The organism is Kitasatospora sp. NBC_01250 (assembly GCF_036226465.1).
GTDB lineage: Bacteria > Actinomycetota > Actinomycetes > Streptomycetales > Streptomycetaceae > Kitasatospora.
The window spans coordinates 2,403,998-2,425,923 of sequence record NZ_CP108476.1 but is presented as its reverse complement, the minus strand read 5'-3'; the positions used below and the strand labels follow the sequence as shown (position 1 = coordinate 2,425,923).

General features: G+C 74.5%; 18 protein-coding genes. 11 read left to right on the top strand and 7 right to left on the bottom strand.

What is annotated here, in order from left to right; all coding sequences use genetic code 11:
- The first annotated feature begins 30 nt into the window (after positions 1 to 30).
- The 8 genes from pabB to OG500_RS09930 all read left to right on the top strand — a co-directional run bounded on the left by pabB (position 31) and on the right by OG500_RS09930 (position 10,546).
- On the top strand, positions 31 to 2,157 hold the full coding sequence (pabB, locus tag OG500_RS09965; RefSeq protein ID WP_329578800.1) for an aminodeoxychorismate synthase component I: 2,127 nt from the start codon (positions 31 to 33) through the stop codon (positions 2,155 to 2,157).
- Positions 2,158 to 2,186: 29 nt separating this feature from the next.
- On the top strand, positions 2,187 to 3,668 hold the full coding sequence (locus OG500_RS09960) for an AMP-binding protein (RefSeq protein ID WP_329578797.1): 1,482 nt from the start codon (positions 2,187 to 2,189) through the stop codon (positions 3,666 to 3,668).
- Positions 3,669 to 3,729: 61 nt separating this feature from the next.
- Positions 3,730 to 5,334 (top strand): class I adenylate-forming enzyme family protein, encoded by a 1,605-nt coding sequence (locus tag OG500_RS09955; protein WP_327066161.1) that lies wholly within the window; start codon positions 3,730 to 3,732, stop codon positions 5,332 to 5,334.
- Between the two features lie 40 nt (positions 5,335 to 5,374).
- Positions 5,375 to 6,622 (top strand): FAD-dependent oxidoreductase, encoded by a 1,248-nt coding sequence (locus tag OG500_RS09950; RefSeq protein ID WP_329578794.1) that lies wholly within the window; start codon positions 5,375 to 5,377, stop codon positions 6,620 to 6,622.
- A gap of 3 nt (positions 6,623 to 6,625) precedes the next feature.
- The gene (locus OG500_RS09945) at positions 6,626 to 7,474 is read left to right on the top strand and encodes an aminotransferase class IV (protein WP_329578791.1); all 849 of its coding nucleotides are present in this window, start codon (positions 6,626 to 6,628) and stop codon (positions 7,472 to 7,474) included.
- Positions 7,471 to 9,000: an FAD-binding oxidoreductase gene (locus OG500_RS09940; RefSeq protein WP_329578788.1), complete on the top strand. Its 1,530-nt coding sequence runs from the start codon at positions 7,471 to 7,473 to the stop codon at positions 8,998 to 9,000. The genes OG500_RS09945 and OG500_RS09940 overlap by 4 nt, the downstream gene beginning before the upstream one ends.
- A 327-nt stretch (positions 9,001 to 9,327) precedes the next feature.
- Entirely contained in the window at positions 9,328 to 9,753 is a 426-nt protein-coding gene (locus OG500_RS09935) for a TOBE domain-containing protein (RefSeq protein WP_327066157.1), read from the top strand.
- 85 nt (positions 9,754 to 9,838) lie between these two features.
- Complete coding sequence (locus OG500_RS09930) at positions 9,839 to 10,546, top strand: RraA family protein (RefSeq protein ID WP_327066156.1); 708 nt, start codon at positions 9,839 to 9,841, stop codon at positions 10,544 to 10,546.
- 19 nt (positions 10,547 to 10,565) lie between these two features.
- Here the strand turns inward: OG500_RS09930 and OG500_RS09925 are convergent, their stop codons facing one another.
- From OG500_RS09925 to OG500_RS09915, 3 genes are all read right to left on the bottom strand, one after another.
- On the bottom strand, positions 10,566 to 12,515 hold the full coding sequence (locus tag OG500_RS09925; RefSeq protein WP_329578784.1) for a hypothetical protein: 1,950 nt from the start codon (positions 12,513 to 12,515) through the stop codon (positions 10,566 to 10,568).
- Positions 12,516 to 12,943: 428 nt separating this feature from the next.
- The gene (locus OG500_RS09920; protein WP_327066155.1) at positions 12,944 to 14,119 is read right to left on the bottom strand and encodes an alpha-hydroxy-acid oxidizing protein; all 1,176 of its coding nucleotides are present in this window, start codon (positions 14,117 to 14,119) and stop codon (positions 12,944 to 12,946) included.
- 85 nt (positions 14,120 to 14,204) lie between these two features.
- A complete protein-coding gene (locus OG500_RS09915) occupies positions 14,205 to 14,990 on the bottom strand; it encodes an amidohydrolase family protein (RefSeq protein WP_329578780.1) in 786 nt (261 codons plus the stop codon).
- A 57-nt stretch (positions 14,991 to 15,047) separates the two neighbouring features.
- On the opposite strand from OG500_RS09915, the gene OG500_RS09910 reads away from it, so the two are divergent.
- A complete protein-coding gene (locus OG500_RS09910; protein ID WP_329578777.1) occupies positions 15,048 to 15,422 on the top strand; it encodes a MerR family transcriptional regulator in 375 nt (124 codons plus the stop codon).
- 7 nt (positions 15,423 to 15,429) lie between these two features.
- On the opposite strand, the gene OG500_RS09905 is transcribed toward OG500_RS09910, so the two are convergent.
- Entirely contained in the window at positions 15,430 to 16,311 is an 882-nt protein-coding gene (locus OG500_RS09905) for a diacylglycerol/lipid kinase family protein (protein WP_329578775.1), read from the bottom strand.
- Position 16,312: 1 nt separating this feature from the next.
- Positions 16,313 to 18,007 (bottom strand): FAD-binding oxidoreductase, encoded by a 1,695-nt coding sequence (locus OG500_RS09900; protein WP_329578772.1) that lies wholly within the window; start codon positions 18,005 to 18,007, stop codon positions 16,313 to 16,315.
- 46 nt (positions 18,008 to 18,053) lie between these two features.
- Between OG500_RS09900 and OG500_RS09895 the strand changes: the two genes are divergently transcribed.
- Positions 18,054 to 18,815, top strand: coding sequence for a TetR/AcrR family transcriptional regulator (locus OG500_RS09895; RefSeq protein WP_329578770.1), 762 nt, complete (start codon positions 18,054 to 18,056; stop codon positions 18,813 to 18,815).
- A complete protein-coding gene (locus tag OG500_RS09890) occupies positions 18,812 to 20,377 on the top strand; it encodes a glycerol-3-phosphate dehydrogenase/oxidase (RefSeq protein ID WP_329578767.1) in 1,566 nt (521 codons plus the stop codon). The genes OG500_RS09895 and OG500_RS09890 overlap by 4 nt, the downstream gene beginning before the upstream one ends.
- 233 nt (positions 20,378 to 20,610) lie before the next feature.
- On the opposite strand, the gene OG500_RS09885 is transcribed toward OG500_RS09890, so the two are convergent.
- The gene (locus OG500_RS09885) at positions 20,611 to 20,964 is read right to left on the bottom strand and encodes a DUF6204 family protein (protein WP_327066148.1); all 354 of its coding nucleotides are present in this window, start codon (positions 20,962 to 20,964) and stop codon (positions 20,611 to 20,613) included.
- Positions 20,965 to 21,071: 107 nt separating this feature from the next.
- The gene (locus OG500_RS09880) at positions 21,072 to 21,902 is read right to left on the bottom strand and encodes a class I SAM-dependent methyltransferase (RefSeq protein WP_329578764.1); all 831 of its coding nucleotides are present in this window, start codon (positions 21,900 to 21,902) and stop codon (positions 21,072 to 21,074) included.
- Positions 21,903 to 21,926: the final 24 nt, after the last annotated feature.

Below are 21,926 nucleotides of genomic sequence, written 5' to 3'. Positions count from 1 at the left end.
CCCACCCGTGACCCGTCAGAAAGCCGCGTGATGCGCACTCTGCTGATCGACAACCACGACTCCTACACCTACAACCTCTTCCAGCTGATCGCCGAGGTCAACGGCGTCGAACCGACCGTGGTCACCAACGACGACCCGCGGGCCGCCGAGCTCGACCTGGCCGGCTTCGACAACGTGGTGATCTCGCCCGGACCCGGACACCCGGCCCGGCCGCGCGACTTCGGCATCTCCGCCCGGATCGTGCGGGAGGCCGCGATCCCGGTGCTCGGCGTCTGCCTGGGCCACCAGGGCATCGGCCACGGCGAGGGCGCCGAGGTGGTGCCCGCGCCCGAGCCGCGGCACGGCTTCCTCAGCGCCGTGCGGCACGACGGCCGCGAGCTGTTCGCCGGCCTGCCGCAGGACTTCACCGTGGTCCGGTACCACTCGCTGAGCGTGGCCGAGCCGCTGCCGCCCACCCTGGAGGCCACCGCCTGGTCCGAGGACGGCGTGATCATGGCCCTGCGGCACACCGAACGGCCGCTCTGGGGCGTGCAGTTCCACCCCGAGTCGATCTGCACCGAGTACGGCCGCCAGCTCTTCGCCAACTTCCGCGAGCTGACCCTGGCCCACCAGGGCCGCAGCCCGCAGCAGGACCGCGGCCCGGCTCCGGCCGCCCCGGCGCCGCTGCCCGCCGCGCGGGCCGGGGCCGCCCCGGCCCAGCTCTACCCGTCCGAGCCGGCCGCGGGCCTGCGGGTGCACGTGCGCACCATCGAGACGGCCGTGGACACCGAGGCCGCCTTCACCCACCTCTACGCGGACTCCTCCGCGCCCGCCTTCTGGCTGGACAGCGCCCACGTGGAGCCGGGGCGCTCCCGGTTCTCCTTCCTGGGCGACGCCACCGGGCCGCTGGCCGAGACGGTGCGCTACCGCACCGGCGACGGCTCGGTGGAGGTGCGCCGCACCGGACAGCTGCCCCGGCACTTCCCCGGCACGGTCTTCGACTACCTGCAGACCCAGCTGCGCCGCCGCCGCACCGACGTGCCCGACCTGCCGTTCGACTTCACCGGCGGCTACGTCGGCTACTTCGGCTACGAGCTCAAGGGCGACCTCGGCGCGGACAACAAGCACGTCTCGCCGACCCCGGACGCGATGTGGCTCTTCGCCGACCGGGTGATCGTGGTCGACCACCAGGAGGACAGCACCTACCTGCTGGCGCTCAGCGACGCCGACCCCGGGACCGAGTCGGGCGCGCTCGGCTGGCTGGACCGCACCGCCGCGCGGCTGCTCTCGCTGCCGGCCACCGAGCCCGCCGCGCGGGCGGCGGCCGACTTCGAGCAGACCGAGGGCTGGCTGACCCACGACCGGGAGCAGTACCGGGCCCGGATCGCCGAGATCCAGCAGCAGCTGCGGGCCGGCGAGAGCTACGAGGTCTGCCTGACCACCTCCGCCTGGCTGCCGGCCGTGGAGGACGGCTACTCCTTCTACCGCTCGCTGCGCCGCTCCAACCCGGCGCCCTACGCGGCCTATCTGCGCCTGGACGAGCTGGAGATCGCCAGCTCCTCGCCCGAGCGGTTCCTGACCATCGACCGCTCCGGCGTGGTGGAGACCAAGCCGATCAAGGGGACGGTGCCGCGCGACGCCGACCCCGCGCGGGACGAGGAGCTGCGCGCCTCGCTGGCCGCCAGCCCCAAGACCCGGGCCGAGAACATGATGATCGTGGACCTGCTCCGCAACGACCTGGGCCGGGTCTGCGAGGTGGGCAGCGTCCACGTGCCGCGCCTGATGGCCACCGAGAGCTACACCACCGTCCACCAGCTGGTCTCCACCATCCGCGGCCGGCTGCGCCCGGGCAGCGACGCGATCGACGTGGTGCGGGCCTGCTTCCCCGGCGGCTCGATGACCGGGGCGCCCAAGCTGCGCACCATGGAGATCATCGACGAGCTGGAGAACGAGGCCCGCGGGGTCTACTCCGGGTCGATCGGCCTGCTCTCCACCAACGGCACCGCGGACCTGAACATCGTGATCCGCACCGCCGTCAAGGTCGGCGACCAGTGGCGGGTGGGGGCCGGCGGCGCGATCATCCTGGACTCCGACGCGGACGAGGAGTTCGACGAGATGGTGCTCAAGGCGTCCGCCCCGCTGCGTGCCTACCGGGTCGCCGACCCGCTGGCCGCCTGAGCCGCCGCCGAGGGACAGGAGCCCACGCGATGAACCTGGCCGCTTTCCTGGCGGACGCCGCCACCGAGGGCGGGTGGCAGGACCGCCCCGCCTTCCACGAAGGGGAGCGCACCATCACCCACGGTGCGCTCCACCCGCTGGCCGCCCGCGCGGCCGGCGTGCTCGCCGGGCACGGCGTCGGCGTCGGCAGCCGGGTGCTGATCGCGCTGCCGGACTCGATCGCCTGGGTGGTGGCGTTCCTCGCCACCGCCCGGCTCGGGGCCACCGCCGTGCTGGCCAACCCGCACCTGACCGCCGAGCGGCACCGGTTCCTGATCGACGACAGCGCCGCCCACCTGGTGATCGCCGACGACGAGTTGGCCGAGCGCTTCGCCGGCCTGCCGCGGCTGACCGGCCGGCGCCTGCTCGACCTGGCAGCCGGGCAGGCGCCGGCCCCGGCGCCCGAACTGGCCGACGGACACGAGCTCTACCTGCAGTACACCTCGGGAACAACCGGGCGCCCCAAGGGTGTTGTGCACCGACACGGGGACCTGCCGCGCTACTGGAGCGGGGCCGGTGCCCAGGTGCTCGGCTTCGGCCCGCAGGACGTCGGCTTCTCGGTCTCCAAGCTGTACTTCGCCTACGGTCTGGGCAACTCCCTCGCCTTCCCGCTCTGTTCGGGCGGCTCGGCGGTGCTGGAGCCCGGGCTGCCGCGGCCGGCGCGGATCGCCGAGCTGGCCGCCCGGCACCGGGTGAGCTACCTGTTCGCCGTCCCCTCCGCCTTCGCCAACCTGCTCGCCGAGACCGACCCCGCCGCCTTCGCCGGCGTGCGGGCGGCGGTCTCGGCGGGGGAGCGGCTGACCGCGGACCTGGCGGCCAGGGTGGCCGACTTCCTCGGTGCCCCGCTCTACGACCAGCTCGGCTCCACCGAGGCGGGCCACGCCATCGCCACCAACGGCGCCGCCTTCCACGCGCCCGGCACCGTCGGGCGTCCGGCCCCCGGCTTCGAGGCGCAGATCCGCGACCGCGAGGGACGGGTGCTGCCCGACGGCACCGAGGGCGAACTGTGGGTGCGCGGCACGACCGTGACGACCGGCTACCTCGGCCTGCCCGAGGAGAACGCCCGCACCCTGGTCGACGGCTGGCTCGCCACCAAGGACCGGGCGCTGCGCAACCCGGACGGCAGCCTGGTCCACCTCGGCCGGGTCGACGACCTGGAGATGGTCGGGGGCATCACCCTCGCCCCGGCCGAGATCGAGCAGGTGCTGGCCCGTCACCCGGCGGTGCGCGACGTCGCGGTGGCCGGCGTCAGCAACGAACGCGGCGCCACCAAGCTGCGCGCCTTCGTGGTCCCCGAGCCCGGCACCGTGCACGCGCTGGACGCCGCGGCCCTGGAACGCGAGCTGATCGCGCTGGCCCGCACCGAGCTGGAGCCCTACAAGGTCCCGCGCCAGGTGGCGGTGGTCGAGCGGCTGCCGCGCACCGCCTCCGGCAAGCTCCAGCGGTTCCTGGTCCGCCAGGGCCGCTGGTGACAGCGCCCGCACCTCCGCCCCGACTCCCGACTCGCCCGACTCGCAGAAAGTGGTAGGAACCATGTTCGCAAACGTCTCGAAGCTGGTCCGCAAGCTGCCCGAGCAGGCCTTCTACCTCGGTCTGCTCTGGGAGCGGGCGGCGGCCAAGTTCCCGACCGCGCCGGTCACCCTGGACCAGCCGCTGGCCACCCTGCCCGGCCTCGGCACCGAGTTCAGCTACGCCTCGCTGGCCGACGTGGTGGACGACCTGGCGGCCCGGCTCTGGCAGTTGGGCGTGCGCCCGGCCGAGCGGGTCGCGGTGCACAAGAGCGACAACTTCGACATCTCGCTGCTGGCCGCGGCGATCTCCCGGATCGGCGCCGTGCCGGTGATGGTCTCCTCCGCGCTCTCCGGCGAGATCGTCGCCCAGCTGCTCGGCCGCCTGGAGCAGCCCTGGCTGATCACCGACGCCGCCAAGCTGGCCGGCCCGCTGGACGGCGTGGCGGTCGGCGAGCTGACCCGCGAGACCGTGCTGGCCGGCACCGCCGCCTTCGGCGGGCTGCGGCTGATCGCCGAGGTGACCGGCGCCCCGCGCCGGCCCTCCGTCGAACTGCACCCCGGCCAGCCGGCCCTGATCACCCACAGCTCCGGCACCACCGGCGTCTCCAAGCTGATGGTGCACAACGCCCGCGGGCTCTTCCACCGCCTGCTGCCGCAGCAGATCATCGCCTGGCCGGTGCGCCGCAAGGAGACGGTGGCGCTGTGCATGTCCTTCGTGCACTCGCGCTTCTTCCACTCGCTCGGCGTCTTCCTGAACTTCGGCAACCCGCTGCTCATCCTCAACGACCCGAACCCGGACAAGATCGGCCCGCTCTTCGTCACCCACCGTCCGGGCCTGGTGGAGACCCACCCGAACAACTTCGTCCAGTGGGAGGACCTGGCCCAGGCGCCGGACGCCCCGCTGTCCAGCATCCGCTACTACAGCAGCACCTTCGACGCGATCCACCCGCGCACCATCCAGCGGCTGCTGGCCGCCTCCCGCCGCCACCGCCCGCTGCTGGTCCAGCTCTACGGGCAGAGCGAGACCGGCCCGATCTCGGGCGCCTGGTACACCCAGAAGAGCGCCGAGAAGAACGACGGGCGCGACGTCGGCTACGTGCTGCCGGGCTTCATCCGGGTCCGGGCGGTGGACGAGAACGGGCGCGAGGTGCCCAAGGGGCAGCCCGGCCACCTCGAACTGCGGGGCCGCAGCACGATCATGACCTACCTCGGCGAGCACGAGCGCTACCTGCGCAACAAGACCGAGGGCTGGTGGCGGCTGGGCGACATGGGCTACCTCGGCCGGTTCGGCAAGCTGCACCTGATCGACCGGGAGATCGACCAGATCGAGGACATCGACAGCAACCTGGAGGTCGAGGACGTCCTGATGTCCCGCCTCGAGGAGCTGCTGGAGGCCGTCATCGTGGTGGGCCCCGAGGGCGAGCCGGTGCCGGTGGTCTGCACCCGGCGGGACGCGCCGCTGGACCCCGAGCGCTGGGCGAAGGCCACCGCCGACCTGCCCACCCTGGCCGCCCCGCTGCACTGGGCCTTCACCGAGGTGCCGCGCACCTCCACCTGGAAGGTGCGCCGGGTGGAGATCACCCGGATGCTCCGCGAGCACACCGCGCCCGCCAACCTCAGCCGGTAGCCGGCCCTCCGCTCGTCCCGCTCTTCGAGGAGAACCCGAGATGTCCCACACATCAGAGCCCACCGCCGCCGAGCACGGGACGCTGCCCGTGGTGGTGGTCGGCGCGGGGCCGGTCGGACTGACCGCGGCCCTGGCCCTGCGCAGCCACGGCCTGCCGGTCACCGTCCTGGAGGCCGAGCCCGAGGACCGCGTGCGCCCCGGCAGCCGCGCGCTCTTCGTGCACCGCGAGTCGCTCGACCTGCTCGGCCGGATCAGCCCCGGCCTGGACCGCACGCTCATCGACAACGGCGTGATCTGGCCGACCCGGCGCACCGTCTACCGCAGCCGCACGGTCTTCGCGCGCAGCTACCCCGCCCAGCCGGCCCGCCCCGGCGTCACCCCGCCGTTCACCAGCCTGCGGCAGATCGAGACCGAGCGGCACCTGCTGGCCGCCTGCCGGGCGGCGGGCGTGGAGTTCCTCTGGGGCGCCGAGCTGCTCGACCTGCGCAGCCACCCGGACGGCGCCGAGCTGACCTGCGCCGACGGCACCGAGCTGAGCGCCCGCTACGTGATCGGCGCCGACGGGGCCCGCTCCCAGGTGCGCCGCTCACAGGACATCACCATGGAGGGCGAGCGCTCCGAAGCCTTCCACGTGGTGGTCGACATCGAGGAGGACCAGGCGGACCCGCTGCCGCTGGAGCGGGTGTTCATCTACGAGCACCCCGAGCTGGGCCACCGCAGCGTGATGCGGGTCCCGTTCGCCGGAGGCTTCCAGCTCGACCTGCAGTGCAAGGACGGCGACCGGCCCGAGGACTGGGCCGACGAGGAGGCGGCCCGCAGCTGGGTGGCCAAGGTGGTCGGCGCCAAGTACGCTGACCGGCTGCTCTGGGTCTCGCGCTACCACTTCCTGCACGTGGTGGCCGAAAACTTCACCGATGCCAACCGCCGGGTGCTGCTGGTGGGCGAGGCCTCCCACCTGTTCCCGCCGTTCGGTGCGCGCGGCATGAACAGCGGCATCGCCGACTCGGTGGCCGCCGCCGAGGCGGTGGCACAGGCGCTCGCCGATCCCGGCCGACACCTCGCCGCCATCGACGCGTTCGCCGACTCCCGCAAGGCCGCCGCGCGGTTCAACAGCGAGGCCGCCCGCACCGCGCTGGCCCACCTGCGCCCGCGCCGGCGGATCACCAGGCTGCGGCAGGCGGCCGGGGCCGCGCTCTCCCCGCTGGTCGGCTCCTGCGGCGAGTGGCTGGAGCGCGCACCGTACGGGCCGCGCACCGGTGCGCCGACCAACAGGGCCGGGCGGTACTGAGCGATGACCGGCCCGACCACCCCCACCGGTCCCACCGCCCCCGCCGCCGAGCGCTGGCTGGCCTGGGAGCCCGAGCGAGGCCTGGTCACCCGACCCGACCTCGGGGCACCCGGCCTGCTGGCCGCCGACTCCTGGCTCGTCGAGGACGGCCGGGTGCGCGCGCTGGAGCTCCATCAGGAACGCTTTACCGCGGCTTGCCTGGAACTCGGCCTGCAGCGGCGGGCGGTGGACCGGTTCTGGGCGGCGGTCACCGCCGAACTTCCCAGAGTAGGCGTGTGGTTTCCACGAGTTGAGCTCCGCGTCGGGGGCCGGCTGGGGCTGCGGCTGCGCCCGGCCCCGCCGCGCACGCACAGCGTGAAGGTCTTCCCCTGGACGCCCGGCGACCCGCGCACCGTTCCCCATCGCAAGGGCCCTGACCTGGCGCTTCTGGCCGACCTGCGGGCCGGCGCGCAGGCCCGGGGAGCCGACGACGCGCTGCTGAGCACCGAGTCGGGGGAGCTGATCGAGTCCGCCACCGCGAGCCTGCTGTGGTGGTCGCAGGGGGCGCTGTGCCGGCCGGCGGCCCATGGACAACTGTCGAGTGTCACAGCAAGACTGATCGCCCGTCAGGCCGAGAGCCTGGGCATCGCGGTGCACCGCCGTCCGGCCAAGCTGGCCGAACTGGCGGACTGCGAAGCCTGGTTGGTCAACGCGCTGCACGGTATCCGCCCGGTGACGCACTGGGTGGGCACCGAGTACCAGGCCGGGCAGGCCGAGCGCGCCCTGCGGTGGCGGCGGCTGCTCAGCGGACTGACGCAAGCACTTCCCACCACTCGTCAGGTATCCGCTCCAACCGATGGAGGCCACCCATGATCAGCCGCAGGACCCTGCTCGGGGCCACCGCCGCCACGGCCGCCACCGCCGGCCTGGTACTGGCCGGCCCCGCCGTGGCCGCCGGCCGGCGCCGTCCGTCCAGCACCTGGGACCGGCTGGACAACGCGCTCGCCGGCGACCTGGTGCTGCCCGGCGACCCGGGCTACGACCAGGCCCGCCAGCTGGAGAACGCCCAGTTCGACACCGTCTTCCCGCAGGCCGTCGTCTACGCGGAGAACGCCGCCGACGTGCGCACCGCGATCCGGTTCGCCCAGGACGAGGGCCTGCCCACCGCGGTGCGCAGCGGCGGCCACAGCTACGCGGGCTGGTCCACCAGCGAGGGCCTGGTGATCAACCTGACCCGGCTGAACAAGGTCGCGGTCAAGGGCGGCACCGTCAGCCTGCAGCCCGCCGTGCAGGCCGTGGACGTGCCGGGGCAGCTGGCCCCGCGCGGGCTGAGCGTGCCGGCCGGCTTCTGCGCCACCGTCAGCCCCGGCGGCTTCGTCAGCGGCGGCGGCACCGGCTGGCAGTACCGCAAGTACGGACCGGCCTGCGACCGCCTGGTCGGCGCCGAGGTGGTGCTGGCCGACGGCCGGATCGTCAACGTCTCCAAGGACTGCCACCCCGACCTGCTCTGGGCGCTGCGCGGCGGCGGTGGCGGCAACTTCGGCGTGGTCACCGAGTTCAGGATGGCCCCCACCCAGGTCGGCCGGGTCGGCCACTACACCCTGACCTGGGACTGGGCGCACGCCCAGCAGGCAGTGGCCGGCTACCTCCAGTGGACCACCGAGGCCTCGCCCGACCTGTCCTCGGACGGCGTGCTGCTGCTGCCCGACGCGAGCCCGGGCGCCGCGCCCAGCTTCCTGGTCACCGGCGTGGACCTGGCCGGAATCGACGCGCTGAAGCAGGAGTTGGCCCATCTGACCGCGCTGATCGGGGTGCCGCCGGCCACCCAGGTGGTCCAGGACCTCAGCTACCCGGACGCGTTGATGCAGGTCTTCGGCTGCGGCAGCCTGACCGTGGACGCCTGCCACACCACCGGCGCCAACCCGCACGCCTCGCTGCCGCGCCAGGCCTACGTCAAGAACCGTGGCCGGATGTTCACCCGGGTGCTGCCCGCCGACGGGATCGACCGGCTGCTCACCGCCTTCGACGCCGACCGCCGGGCCGGCCAGACCCGGGTGGTCAGCCTGCTGGGCCTGGGCAAGAACGCCAACAACCGCTCGCTGGACTACGGCGCCTGGCCGCACCGCGACTCGCTCTACAGCGCCATCGCCACGGTGAGCCTGGCGAACTGGAACCCGCCCGCCGAGGAGCGGGAAGCCGCGCAGGACTGGATCGACGGGGTCTTCGACGCCTTCGACCCCTACTCCAACGGCCGCTCCTACCTGAACTTCCCCGACACCAGGCTCACCGACTACGCCGACGCCTACTGGGGCCCCAACCTGTCGCGGCTGAGCCGGGTCAAGCGGGCCTACGACCCGCACGACTTCTTCCACTACGCGCAGTCCGTGCCGCTCGGTTGAGCAGCGGCTCAAGCGATTCGCAAGGGGCCGGGGGCAGACTCGTCCCCGAGCTCGCCGGATTCCCCCGTTTCCAGTGCGAGCGAGGTCTCGCCCCGCGGCCCGTCCGGCCCGGGGCGAGGCCCTTGCCGGTGTCGGCGCCGCTCGTGTGGATCTCGCCGGGCGCGGTGGCCTTCCCGTGGCGGCGCTCGATGCGGCCCGCAGCCGATGTGCGCCGGCTCAGAGCGGCACCCCGCGCGGGTGCGGCGGGCGTGGCAGGGTGAGCGGTGGCGGAGGAGTCCGATCCGCCCCCTTCGTCCCCTGCCTGACCGTTCGAGCGAGGAGCAGCGCATGAGCCTGAGCATCCGCAACCGGATCCCCGGCACCGTCACCGCGATCACCGGCGGCGCCGTGATGGCGACCGTGCGCGCCCGCCTGGTGGGCGGCCAGGACATCACCGCGGCGATCACCCTGGAGGCCGTGCGGGAGCTGGGCCTCGCCGAGGGGTCCCGGGTCGAGGCACTGGCCAAGTCCACCGAGATCGCCCTCGCCGCCGCCGACGCCCCGGTCGCGGGCCTGAGCATCCGCAACCAGCTGCCGGGCACCGTCACCGAGGTGGCCGCCGGTGGCGCCATGGCCACCGTCAAGGTCGCCATCGAGGGCGGCGAGCTGACCGCGGCGATCACCAAGGACGCCGTCGACGACCTCGGCCTGCGCACCGGCACCCCGGTGGTGGCCCTGATCAAGTCGACCGAGATCTCGCTGGCCGCCGCCTAGCGCGAGTGCCTGTCCTGCGTTGCGCCGGAGGCGTCCGGCCCCTGATACTGCGTCAGTGCGGCAATCAAACTGAGAGGCGGGCCGGATGGATCACCAGGAGCTTCAGAAGCGCTTCGAAACCCTGACCACCGCCCACCTGGCGGACGCCTGCCTCCGCGCGCGGGTCCCGGTGCGCTGCGCGCCTGCGCAGCTGCGGCCCGTGGTGCCGGGCGGCCGGGTGGCCGGGCGGGTCCGCCCGGCCCGGCACGTCGGCAGCGTGGACATCTTCCTGGAAGCCTTCGAACGGTCCGCGCCCGGCGACGTGCTGGTGGTCGACAACGCCGCCCGGCTCGAAGAGGCCTGCATCGGCGACCTCGTGGTCCTGGAGGCCCGCGCGGCCGGGCTCTCGGGCCTGGTCGTCTGGGGCCTGCACCGCGACACGGCCGACATCCTGGCCATCGGGCTGCCGGTCTTCAGCCTGGGCGCCCTGCCCACCGGCCCGCAGCGCCTGGACCCGCGCCCCGCCGAGGTGCTCGACTCCGCCCGGGTGGGCGAGTGGACGGTGACCCAGGAGGACCTGGCCCTGGGCGACGAGGACGGCGTGCTCTTCCTCCCCGCCGCCCGCGCCGCGGAACTCTTCGCACTCGCCGAGCAGATCCGCGACACCGAACGCCGCCAGGCCGAGCGGATCCGCACCGGCGACACCCTGCGCACCCAGGTCCACTTCGACCGCTACCTCGCCGCCCGCCGGACCCGACCCGACCTCACCTTCCGCGACCACCTGCGCGCGGTGGGCGGCGCGATCGAGGAGTGACCACCCGGCCCCACGGGTCTCACGGGCGCAGACAGAGCAGGCCCTCGTCCGTCGCCAGCAGGACGCGGCCGTCCCGGAGGACGGCGGCCGAGCGCCCGGGGGAGCCGAGCTGGAGGTCCCGGGCGGTGCCCGCACCGGCGAGGTGACCGACCCGCACGAGGCCGTCGGTCCAGGCCGTGACGAAGAGCAGCCCCTGCGGAGTCTCGGCGGCGGCCACGGCCGTGACCGGACAGGCACGGGCCTCCACCGGCCGGGGCAGCGGTTCCCGCCCGGGGACCCACGCCCGCACCCGCCCGTCGAGCCCCCCGCTGAGGAGCAGCAGCTCGCGCTCCGTCGACAACCAGGTCGCCGCCAGCGCGGTGACCCGCCCCTGGTGCAGGGCCTCGGGCGAACGAAGGCCGCGGTCGAAGGTACGGAACCAGTGCACGTGGCCGGTGCTGTCGCCCACTCCCAATCCCGGGCTCTTGAGTTCGTCGTACAGCGGCGCGAGGGCCGTCAGCGTGTCGCCGAACATCCCGGAGATGATGCCGGCGACCTGGGCCGGAAACGACACCTGCGCGGACACGTCCTCGCTCGGGGCCACGATGCGCAGTGCCTCACCATGCCTCAGCGCCAGCAGGTCGCCGTCGGTGGTGCAGCTGAGGACCACCGGAAGGGCGCCGGGGAACGGCCGCGGCTGCCCGACGGGCAGGCCGTCCGCCAACTGGAGCTGATGGATCCGGCTGTCGGGGCCGAGGACCAGCAGGCTTTGGGCGTACGGCCCCTGGCCCAGAGTCATGGCCGGGGTAGGGGACCAGTGTCTCCAGAGGACCTGCGGCGGCTTGCTGATGAGTGGTGACAGCAACTGGCCCACCGCGGTGTCCCGGTCGGTGAGGTGGAGCCGGAGTGCGGCAGCGCGCTCAGCAGGATCGCCGACCGCGGTCAGAGCCGGACCTGCTCGGTCCCAGGCTTGTCCCAGCGCGCTCTCGCACACCTCGTCGGGGACGCAGTCGAGCGCGAGGGCCGCCGTTGCCGGATCGGCGCGAACCAGTAGCGGTGCATCGGCGAGGAGTTGGGCCCCGCTGTCGGCCTTGACGGCGTGCCGGGCGAACAGGTCCAGGAGTTCGGGGTCAGCCGTCCCGGAGTCGATCCCGCCGCCCGGGCTCCGGGGCAGCTTCCGGAGCAGCGCGGCCATGCTCTCGGCCGCAGGCGGAGCCGGGTGGGCCTGCGCGGCGATCTCGGCGAGGCCGGCGGGGCGCAGGCTCCAGGTGGTCCCACCGGGTTCGGCCGGCAGCAGCGTTGCCGCGCGGTCCACGCGGGCCTGGTCGGTTGCGCCGGGCAGCGCGGCCCACTGGCGCTTGGTCAGCGGCCGTGGGCAGGCGGCGAGTGCGGCGACGACGGGACGCAGGTCGGTGGGCAGCGCGTCCCACCATGCCTGGCAGATGTCGCCGCCGGAAGCGTCGCCGTGCCCGGAGCCCGGGACACCGGCGGCCAGCAGGGCCAGCCCCGGATTGGGGTAGGCGCATGCGGCCGAAGGCTCGGCGCACCAGGCTGTGAAGCGATCCCGGTCGGTCCAGCGTGCCTCGTCCAGGTTCAGCAGTGCAGGGCCGGGAGCCGTTGCGGTCAGGGCGGCCGTGACGTCGTGGTCCTGGCCGCTCGGTGCCTCCACCAGCAACCGGGTCCGGGGCAGAGACAGAAGCGGGACGAGCAGGTCATGGGCGATCGCCCTCGGTGTCTCGGCCCGGTGCAGGTCGGTGACGGCGATCACCAGCGGCTCCGCCGCCTGTGCCAGTTCGGCCGCCAGTGCTGCAGGTGTCCGGGCGGCGTGCATCAGCAGGCGGCCGAGGCGCCAGGTGGCGCCTCGCAGGCTCAGGCCGGCCGTGTCCAGCACCGTGTGCACCTGACCGGCGGCTGCCGGGGCGGAGCACGGTCGGGCTGCGGCCAGCCAGGTCAGGAGGTGGCTCCGGCCGCTGCCCGAGGCCCCGGCCACCAGGCAGAGCCTCGGTGCCCGCTGGTCGTCCAGCCACCCCAACAGGGCCCGGGCCGCTGGGTGGCGGCCGGCTCCGATCGGTGGCAGGGGAGTCCCGTTCAGCCTCACAGCGCGGAATCACCCGCTGAACCGGCGACGTCCGCCAGCGGGATGGTGACGCTCACTCGGGCCCCCGGATTGAGTCGAACCCTGGCCGTGGGCAGGGCGTCAGCAAGCTGGCGCCCGGTCAGCTGCCGGAAGCCGGGCCAGCTCGTGGGGAGCAGATCCGGCGTCAGTGCTGCCAACCGCTCGCCCAAGCCCGCCCCGGTCACTTGCTCCCCGTAACACCCAGTTATGCATAAGATCATTTAAGTGTTCGCAGGCTACCTGTGTGCGAGGACGGAAAACAACATGGGTCGCCACCAAGACGCCGATGACCTGCGAGTTCCTCACACCCCGCCAGGGAGGCGCACCAGGCCCTCGCGGCGGAGGTCGGCCAGCGTCGGGTAGCCGTCGACTGCCATGATCAGGTCGGCCTCGGCGAGCAGGGTGCGCAGGACGTGGACGATGCCGTCGGTGCCGCCGAGGGCCAGGCCGTAGGCGTAGGGGCGGCCGATGCCCACGGCGGTGGCGCCGAGGGCGAGGGCCTTGGCCAGGTCGGCGCCGCTGCGCACGCCGGAGTCGAAGAGCACCGGGAGGCCGTCGGCCGCGGCGACCACGCCGGGGAGGGCGGTGAGGGCGGGCAGGCCGCCGTTGGCCTGGCGGCCGCCGTGGTTGGAGCAGTAGACGGCGTCCGCTCCGGCGTCCTTGGCGCGGCGGACGTCGTCGGGGTGCAGGATGCCCTTGAGGATCAGCGGCAGGGTGGTCAGCGAGCGCAGCCAGGGCAGGTCGGCCCAGGTCAGCGGGGTGGCGAAGATGTTGGTCCACTCCAGGACGGCGGCTGCCGGGTTCTGCTCCGGCGGCTCCTTCAGCCGGGCCCGGAAGACCGGGTCCGAGGTGTAGTTGGCCAGGCAGTGGCCGCGCAGCTGGGGGAAGTTGCCGGTGCGCAGGTCGCGCGGGCGCCAGCCGGTGACCCAGGTGTCCAGGGTGACCACGATGCCCTGGAATCCGGCCGCCTCCGCCCGCTGCACCAGGCTCGCCGCGAGGTCCCGGTCGGTGGGGGTGTAGAGCTGGAAGAAGCCGGGGGTGTCGCCGAGTTCGGCCGCCACCTGCTCCATCGGGTCCACGCTCAGGGTGCTCGCGGTCATCGGCACGCCGGTGCGGGCGGCGGCCCTGGCGGCGGCCAGGTCGCCGTGGCCGTCCTGGGCGCAGAGCCCGAGCACGCCGATCGGGGCCAGGAAGAGCGGCGAGGGCAGCGTGCGCCCGAACAGTTCGACCGTCAGGTCGCGCTGCGCCGCGCCGACCAGCATCCGCGGGACCAGCGCCCACTGCTCGAAGGCGCTGACGTTGGCCCGCTGGGTGAACTCGTCACCCGCGCCGCCCGCCACGTAGGACCAGATGCCCGGTGGCAGCGCGGCCTGCGCCCGTTCGGCCAACTCCGCGAAGGCCATCGGGAACTCGGGGAGGACGCCGCCCAGGGCGTTGAGGTAGATCTCGTTCTGGTAGTCACCGAAGTGCGAGGTCATGCCGGCCATCCTGCCACCGCGGGCCGCCGCTCGCGGGCCGAACCGCGAACCGGCGGGCGGACTACCGAGCGGACTGGTGGGCGGACTACCGGGCGAGCAGCCGGGTGAGGTTGCCGGTGAGGACCTGGTCGAGCAGCCCGGGGTCGGGGACGGCCGCCTCCACGGTGCAGCGCGCGGCGAGCACGTCGCCGTACGGGGTGTTGGAGCCGAAGAGGCACTGCGCGGGCAGCGCCTGGACGGCCATCCGGACGGCGAACACCTGGAGCGCGCTGGACAGGTCGACGAAGAGGTTGCGGTGTTCGAGCGCGAGGTCGACCAGGTCCATCCAGTTCAGGCCGCCGAGCGCGCCGACGATCACCGGCACCTGCGGGAAGCGCGCCGCCATCGTCGCGTAGGTCCGCAGGTCGGCCGCGGTGTGCGGGGCGAACCCGTGGACCAGGATGGGCAGTCCACCGTGGTCGGCGCTGACCGCCAGCACCGGTTCGATCGCCTCCGCCTGCCCGGGGGTGGGGCTGAGCTCGCCGATGCCGACGATCCCGGGCAGGGCGAGGTGGTCGGCGAGCCAGGCACCGGTGGCCTGTTCGGTCAGGCCCAGCGGGACGTTGACGAAACCGGCCAGCTCGGTGGGGTGGGCGGCCAGCGCGGCGGTCAGCTCGGCCGTCGCCGTGCGGTAGCCGTCGAACGAGGAGCGCTCGCCCCCGAGGACGCTGCCGAGCCGGGCGAACTCGGCCCGCAGGTCCGTCAGATCGGCCGACGCCTCGGGGTGCACGTGGGTGGAGAGCAGCACGGTGCGGGTCACCCCGGCCCGGCGGGCCCGGGCGAGCTGGGCGGGGAGGTCGGTGGTGACATGGGCGTGCACGTCGAAGGCCATGGCGGATCACATCCGTTTCCTGGGGGGCGGTGATCCTCACGCTAAACTTTGACACCGGTGACAAGGTCAAACGCGACGGGGGCGGCGGTGCTGATCAACGAGCTGGCACGGCGCACCGGGATCAGCACCCGGGCGCTGCGCCACTACGACCAGCGGGAGTTGCTCCCCTCCACCCGCCGCACCAACGGCTACCGCGACTTTCCCGAGCCGGCGGTCGAGCAGGTGCGGCGGATCCGCCTGCTGCTGGACATCGGGCTCGATCTGGACGCGGTCGCCCGCCTGCTGCCCTGCTTCGCCGAGGACGGCAGGCTCAGCCCCTGCGAGAGCGCGCAGACGCGGCTGCGCGCCCAGATCGAGGCGATCGACCGCTCGATGGCGACCATGCGCGAGACCCGCGCGATGCTGGTCACCGCGCTCGGCCAGGGGAGGTGACGGCCCGTCAGGGAGCGATGACGGTCAGCGCCCCCGGTCGCACCCGGATGTCGGCGGGCAGCTGCGCGATCTCGTCGCCGTCCGCGCAGACCGGTATCGGGCGGTCGGCGTCCACCGTCACCCGCCGCGCGGTCCGCACGGTGACCTCGGGGCGGCTCGGGTGGGTGCCCCGCTTGGCCTCGCGCATGAAGGCGACGATCTTGGCGCGCGGTCCGTCGCCGACCACCATGACGTCGAGCAGCCCGTCGTCCAGCACGGCCGACGGCACGATGCGCAGACCGTGGCCGTAGGCACCGGAGTTGGCGACGACCACGGTGTGCGCGCGCACCTCGCGGCGCTCGCCGTCGACGGTCAGCGTGTAGCCGGCCGCGCGCCAGCGGAGGATCGCCTGCAGCGGGGCCAGCCGGTAGAGCAGCAGGGCCGGCAGGCCGCGGCCCGCGTTGATGATCCGGGTGGCCAGCGAGTCGATGCCGATGTACACGTTGCCGGGCGCGATCACCCCGTTGACCTCCAGCACGTCGAGCGTGCGGGTGGGCGCGGCCAGCAGCAGCTCGGCGATCGCGGTCGGGTCGCCGGTGCCCGGCAGGCGCAGGGTGCGGGCCAGGTCGTTGCCGCGGCCCGCCGGGACGATGGCCATGGTGCCGCCGCCGCGCACGGCGCCCTCCGCCACGTCGCGCACCATGCCGTCGCCGCCGACCGCGACCACCACGTCACCGCGCTCGGCGGCCTGGGTGGCGCAGCTGATGGCGTGGGCGCGGTCGTGGGTCGGCACCGTGCGGACGGCGGCGCCGGCCGAGCGCAGCAGGACGGCGACCGGCTCCCACCGGGCGGCGGCGTGGCCGCCGCCCGAGACGGGGTTGACGATCGCCGTGAAGGTGGCGGGGGCCACCTCAGTTCCCGCCCTCGGCCCGACCGCTCCCGGCCTGACCGCCCTCGGCCCGACCGTCCTGCGCCGCCGCGTCCTGCATCGCCGCGTCCGAAGTGGCGATCAGCACACCCGGGTTGAGGATGCCCGCCGGGTCCAGCACCTGCTTGACCGCCCGCAGCGAGGCCACCGCCAGCGGGCCCACCTCGCGGGCGTAGACCTCGCGGTGGTCGGTACCGACGCCATGGTGGTGGGTGATCGCGGCGCCGGCCGCGCGGATCGCCTCGTTGGCGGCCTCCTTGGCCAGCCGCCACTGCGCCACCGGGTCCTCGGTCTGCGCGCAGGCGACGGTGAAGTAGAGCGAGGCGCCGGTCTCGTAGACGTGCGAGAGATGGCACAGCACCAGCGGCGGAGTGCCCTGCGCGGTCAGCGAGTTGCTCAGCGCCTCGGTGACGGCGGTGCGCAGCGCGTGCAGGTTGGACCAGAAGGTCACCGTCTCCAGTGTCTCGATCAGCACGCCCGCGTCCAGCAGCGGATCCCGCAGGTAGGGCGCGCGGTAGCGGCCGCTGCGCCAGGACTCGCCGGGCTCGGTGCCCAGCGACTGCCCGCCCGCCGCGGCGAGCACCGCGCTCGCGCCGGCCCGGCGGGCGGCCACCTCGGCGGCGCTGCCCTCGTAGCCGGTGACGGCCAGGCAGCCGCCGGGGCCGCCGCCGAACATCGCCGCCGGGTCCGCCAGGTTGATCGAGGTCTCCGCCTCGTCGGACAGCCGCAGCACGGTCGGCACCGGGCCGTCCTGGACGAGCCGGCGCAGCGCGTCCGCGCCGGCCGCGAAGGAGTCGAACCGCCAGGCCTCGTAGAGGCGTTCGGCCGGCACCGGGCGCACCCGGACGGTCACCGAGGTGATCACGCCGAGGCTGCCCTCCGAGCCGAGCACCAGCTGGCGCAGGTCGGGGCCGGCCGCCGACTTCGGCGCGGTGCCCAGCGTGAGGGTGCCGCGCGGGGTGGCCAGCACCAGGCCGACCACCATCTCGTCGAACCGCCCGTAGCCGGCGGAGGCCTGCCCGGCCGACCGGGCCGCCGCGTACCCGCCGATGCTCGCGCCCTCGTAGGACTGCGGGAAGTGACCCAGCGTCAGACCGTGCGCGCGCAGCAGCCGTTCGGCCTCGGGGCCGCGCACGCCCGCCTGCAGGGTGGCGGTGCGGGAGATCTCGTCCACTGCGAGCAGGGCGTCCAGCCGCTTGAGGTCGAAGGCGATGACGCCGGTGAAGCCGGCCCGCTCGGGTGCGAGGCCGCCGACCACCGAGGTGCCGCCGGAGTAGGGGACGACCGCGATCCGCTCGCGCTCGCACACCTCCAGCAGGGCCACCACCTCTTGGTGCGAGCCGGGCAGCACGACGGCGTCGGGCGCGTCCGTGACGTCGCCGGCCCGCAGCCGCAGCAGGTCGGGGGTGGACCAGCCGCGGGTGTGCGCGAGCCGGGCCGCGGTGCCGGTGTCCAGGTGCTCGGCGCCGACCAGCTGGGCCAGCTCGGCCAGCACCTTGGCGTCCACCGCCGGGTCGGGCAGCGTCAGGTCGGCCAGGTCGACCGGCGGCTGCGCGGGTGTGCGCACCCCGAAGGCGGCCAGCGTCTCGCGGGCGGCGGCCGGCAGGTCGGTGTGGTGGGCGGGGTCACCCCAGCGGTAGGGGTGGAAGTCCGCGACGGGCAGGTCTGACTCGGTCATCGAGGTCCTCGGGGCTGGAGAGGTGGGCGCTGATACACTTGTACATGTGGTGTCGCAGCGAATCAACAGCAGGGCAGACAGCAGCGAGCCGGAGGCCGGCCGAGTCGCACTACGGGCCGCGAACGCGATCCCCGAGGAGCGGATCCTGGACGCGGCCTACCAACTGCTGCTCACCATCGGCATGCAGCGGATCACCATGGCCGACATCGCCCGCCGGGCCGGGGTCTCGCGCGCCACGCTCTACCGCCGCTGGGGCGGGGTGCGCGAGGTGCTCGGCACCCTGACCACCCGGGTCTGGACGGAGCTCGCGGAGAGCGCCTTCCCCTCGGCGGACGCCGCCGGGGCCGCGCCTGCCCCGCAGGCCGCGCACGGCCGGGCCCACGTGGTCGACGGGGTGGCGCGCCTGGTGGCCGCCATCCGGGTCCACCCGCTGCTGCGCAAGATCATCGAGCTGGACCCGGACTTCCTCACCCCGTACCTGCTCAAGCGGCGCGGCGCCAACACCAACCACCAGCTCGCGATGCTCGAAGCCGGCCTGCAGGCGGGCATCGCGGACGGCTCGATCCGGCCGGGCGACCCCGCCCTGCTGGCCCGGGCCGTGCTGCTCACCGCCTGGTCGTTCACCCTCACCGGCCCGGTCTTCGTGGACGCCCCCGAGGGCACCGGCGAGGCCGTCGGCCGGCTGGACGACGAGCTGCGCCTGCTGCTCGACCGGTACCTCGCGCCCGAGGCGCCGTCCGCATCCTGTGCCCCGTCCGCGCCCCAGGCCCCGTCCGCACCCTTGACCGAAGGCGGTACCGAGCAATGACCAGCACCCCCGCCGCCGACCGGCCCACCGCCTCGCTGAACGCCGCCCGCCGGGTCCGCGAGCTGGCGCAACTGGCCGAACCCGGCGCCGTGGTCGACCTGCTGGTGATCGGCGGCGGGGTCACCGGCGCCGGCATCGCGCTGGACGCGGCCGGCCGCGGCCTGTCCGTCGCCCTCGCCGAGAAGCACGACCTCGGCTTCGGCACCAGCCGGTGGAGCTCCAAGCTGGTCCACGGCGGTCTGCGCTACCTCGCCTCCGGCAGCGTCGGCATCGCCCGCGAGAGCGCCGTCGAGCGCGGCATCCTGCTGGAGCGCACCGCCCCGCACCTGGTGCACGCGCTGCCGCAGATCGTCCCGCTGCTGCCCGGCACCACCCGGGCGGGCGCCGCGCTGGTGCGCACCGGCTTCCTGGCCGGGGACCTGCTGCGGGTCACCGCCGGCACCCCCGCCACCACCCTGCCCCGCTCCCGGCGGCTGACCGCCGCCGAGGTGCTGCGCTACGCGCCCACCGTGCAAGCCGCCGGGCTGCGCGGCGGGTTGGTCTTCTGGGACGGCCAACTCGTGGACGACGCCCGCTTGGTGATCGCCCTCGCGCGGACCGCGGCGGCGCACGGCGCCCGGATCCTGACCCGCTGCTCGGCCAGTGGCGCGAGCGGGTCCGGCGCCCGGCTGCGGGACGAACTGACCGGCGAGAGCTTCGAGTTGCGTGCCCGCGCGGTGATCAACGCCACCGGCGTCTGGGCCGGCGAACTGGCCCCCGGGATCACCCTGCGGCCCAGCCGGGGCACCCACCTGGTGCTGCCGGCCGCCGCCTTCACCGGCCCGACCGGCGGCCTGAACGCCGGGCTCACCGTGCCGGTGCCCGGCGAGAGCAACCGCTTCGTCTTCGCGCTGCCGGCCCCCGACGGGCGGGTCTACGTCGGCCTCACCGACGAGGACGCCCCCGGGCCGATCCCCGACGTGCCGCAGGCCGCCGAGGGCGAGATCGACTTCCTGCTGCGCACCATCAACACGGCGCTGCGCACCCCGCTCACCCGCGCCGACCTGCTCGGCACCTTCGCCGGACTGCGCCCGCTGCTGGACGACGGCACCGGGCGGACCGCCGACGTCTCGCGCAAGCACGCGGTACTGACCGACGCGGACGGGCTGGTCACGGTGGTCGGCGGCAAGCTCACCACCTACCGGCGGATGGCCGAGGACGCGCTGGACGCGGCCCTGGCCCGCACCGGTCTGCCCGCCCGCCCCTGCCGCACCCGCTCGCTGCCGCTGGTCGGCGCCGCGCCGCGGGCCCGCCTCGACCGGCTGGACGCCCCGCTGCGGCTGGTCCGCCGCTACGGCACCGAGGCCGCCGCGGTGCTGGCCGAGGCCGGGGACGACCCCGCGCAGCTCACCCCGATCGCACCCGGCACCGAGACCACCGCCGCCGAACTGCGCTTCGCCGTCCGCCACGAGGGCGCCCTCGACGAGGCCGACCTGCTCGACCGCCGCACCCGCATCGGCCTGGCCGCCGCCGACCGCGCCGCCGCCCTGACGGCAGCCCGGCAGGCGCTGGCCTCCGCCTGACACTCCCCAGCACCTACGCGCCACCGGGCCCACGCGCCTCCGGGCCCACGCGCCTCCGGGCCTCCGGGCCTCCGGGCCTCCGGGCCTCCGGGCCTCCCGGCCGGAAGGCCGGGGCTGGGGCCGCGGGACCTGGCGCGGGCTTGCTGGTTGGGTGGGGCACCGGTGCGGTCGGGCAGGCAGGCGGGCCGCTCGCCGTGCGAGGCGGCGCGGGCCCGTTGCCCCTGCCCCTGCCCCTACCCCCGGGCCTGGGCCTTGCGCTGGCGCTTGCTCAGCGCCGCCTTCGACATGTCCTCGGCCTGCGAGCGCAGGTTCTTGTAGCCGTAGCCGCGCTCCTCCAGCCAGGTCGCCGCCGCGGCCTCGGCCCGCGCGCCGGCCGCGACGATGTCCTCGTCCGCCTCGCCGGTCTCCAGGTAGCGGAAGGAGAACACGTCCCGGGGCGCGAGCTCGTAGCTGAGGTTGCCCTCGGTGGTGAAGGTGGCGAAGAGCATGCTGTGCCGGTCCGCCTGCGCCGCCAGCTCGGCGCGCTGCTCGGCGCTGAGGGTGGCGAAGCTGCCGCGGACGGTCACTCGGAAGGTGCGCTCGGTCATGCGCGCGACCCTAGCCCGCGAAGCTCCGCCCGTTCCACCCGAATACGAGGGGCCCCGAATACGAGGGGCCCCGAACCGGACGCGCCCCGAACCGGACGCGCCCCGGCTCAGCGCCTGCGGGCGAGGAAGAGGTCGGTGAGGTGGAGCATGCCGATCCCGCCGCCGCGCGCGTCGAGCAGGCGGCCGGTCTCGGCCAGCGCCCGCTCGCGCTGCTCGGCGGGCAGGACGCGGTAGGAGGAGATGGAGGCGAGCATGCTCAGGTAGCGCTCGGTGTCGTACTGCACCTGGACCCCGTGGCGCAGCGAGCGCAGGTCGGTGAAGCGCCCGTCCTGCCGGCACTCCGCCTCCGGCCAGCCGCTCGGGTCCTCGTCCCCGTCGGCCCAGTAGCCGGCCTGGTCACCGTAGTCGGCCGCGAGGGCGGCGTGCGGCGAGCTGGCCACCTCGTACCGGCGGTCGATCTCGCCGAGCTCGGCGTGCAGGTCGGGGTCGAGCACACCGTGCGGGTTCCAGAGCAGGGCCACCGCGCCGCCGGGGGCGAGGGCCGCGTGCACGAGGTCCCAGCGGCGGGCGGGGTCGAACCAGTGCCAGCAGGTGGCGGCGAGGAAGAGCCCGAAGCGCCGGTCGCCGGGCTGCCACTGCTCGAAGCCGCTCACCTCCACCGACACCCGGGGGTGGCCCGCGGTGTTGCGGCGCAGCACCTCGGCCATCTGCGGGTCGGGCTCGACGCAGACCAGCGGGACGTCCCGCTCGGCGAACAGCACCGAGGCCTTTCCCGTCCCCGCGCCGGCTTCGAGCGCCGTCAGACCGTCCAGCGCGGCATAGCCGAGCACCTCGTCGACCAGCTCGGCCGCGTACCCGGACCGCCCGGCGTCGTACTCCTCGGCCGCCTGACCGAACACCAGCGCCCGCGGGTCCTGGACGTGTTCCTCGGTGCTCATCGTTCCCCCTCGTGATCAGGTACC

Excerpts from the sequence above, each read along its gene's own strand:
- OG500_RS09950 (WP_329578794.1), top strand. The coding sequence starts at position 5,375 with ATGTCCCACACATCAGAGCCCACCGCCGCCGAGCACGGGACGCTGCCC.
- OG500_RS09960 (WP_329578797.1), top strand. The coding sequence starts at position 2,187 with ATGAACCTGGCCGCTTTCCTGGCGGACGCCGCCACCGAGGGCGGGTGG.
- OG500_RS09880 (WP_329578764.1), bottom strand. The coding sequence starts at position 21,902 with ATGAGCACCGAGGAACACGTCCAGGACCCGCGGGCGCTGGTGTTCGGT.
- OG500_RS09935 (WP_327066157.1), top strand. The coding sequence starts at position 9,328 with ATGAGCCTGAGCATCCGCAACCGGATCCCCGGCACCGTCACCGCGATC.
- OG500_RS09930 (WP_327066156.1), top strand. The coding sequence starts at position 9,839 with ATGGATCACCAGGAGCTTCAGAAGCGCTTCGAAACCCTGACCACCGCC.
- OG500_RS09885 (WP_327066148.1), bottom strand. The coding sequence starts at position 20,964 with ATGACCGAGCGCACCTTCCGAGTGACCGTCCGCGGCAGCTTCGCCACC.
- OG500_RS09955 (WP_327066161.1), top strand. The coding sequence starts at position 3,730 with ATGTTCGCAAACGTCTCGAAGCTGGTCCGCAAGCTGCCCGAGCAGGCC.
- OG500_RS09945 (WP_329578791.1), top strand. The coding sequence starts at position 6,626 with ATGACCGGCCCGACCACCCCCACCGGTCCCACCGCCCCCGCCGCCGAG.
- OG500_RS09900 (WP_329578772.1), bottom strand. The coding sequence starts at position 18,007 with ATGACCGAGTCAGACCTGCCCGTCGCGGACTTCCACCCCTACCGCTGG.
- pabB (WP_329578800.1), top strand. The coding sequence starts at position 31 with ATGCGCACTCTGCTGATCGACAACCACGACTCCTACACCTACAACCTC.
- OG500_RS09915 (WP_329578780.1), bottom strand. The coding sequence starts at position 14,990 with ATGGCCTTCGACGTGCACGCCCATGTCACCACCGACCTCCCCGCCCAG.
- OG500_RS09920 (WP_327066155.1), bottom strand. The coding sequence starts at position 14,119 with ATGACCTCGCACTTCGGTGACTACCAGAACGAGATCTACCTCAACGCC.
- OG500_RS09890 (WP_329578767.1), top strand. The coding sequence starts at position 18,812 with ATGACCAGCACCCCCGCCGCCGACCGGCCCACCGCCTCGCTGAACGCC.
- OG500_RS09940 (WP_329578788.1), top strand. The coding sequence starts at position 7,471 with ATGATCAGCCGCAGGACCCTGCTCGGGGCCACCGCCGCCACGGCCGCC.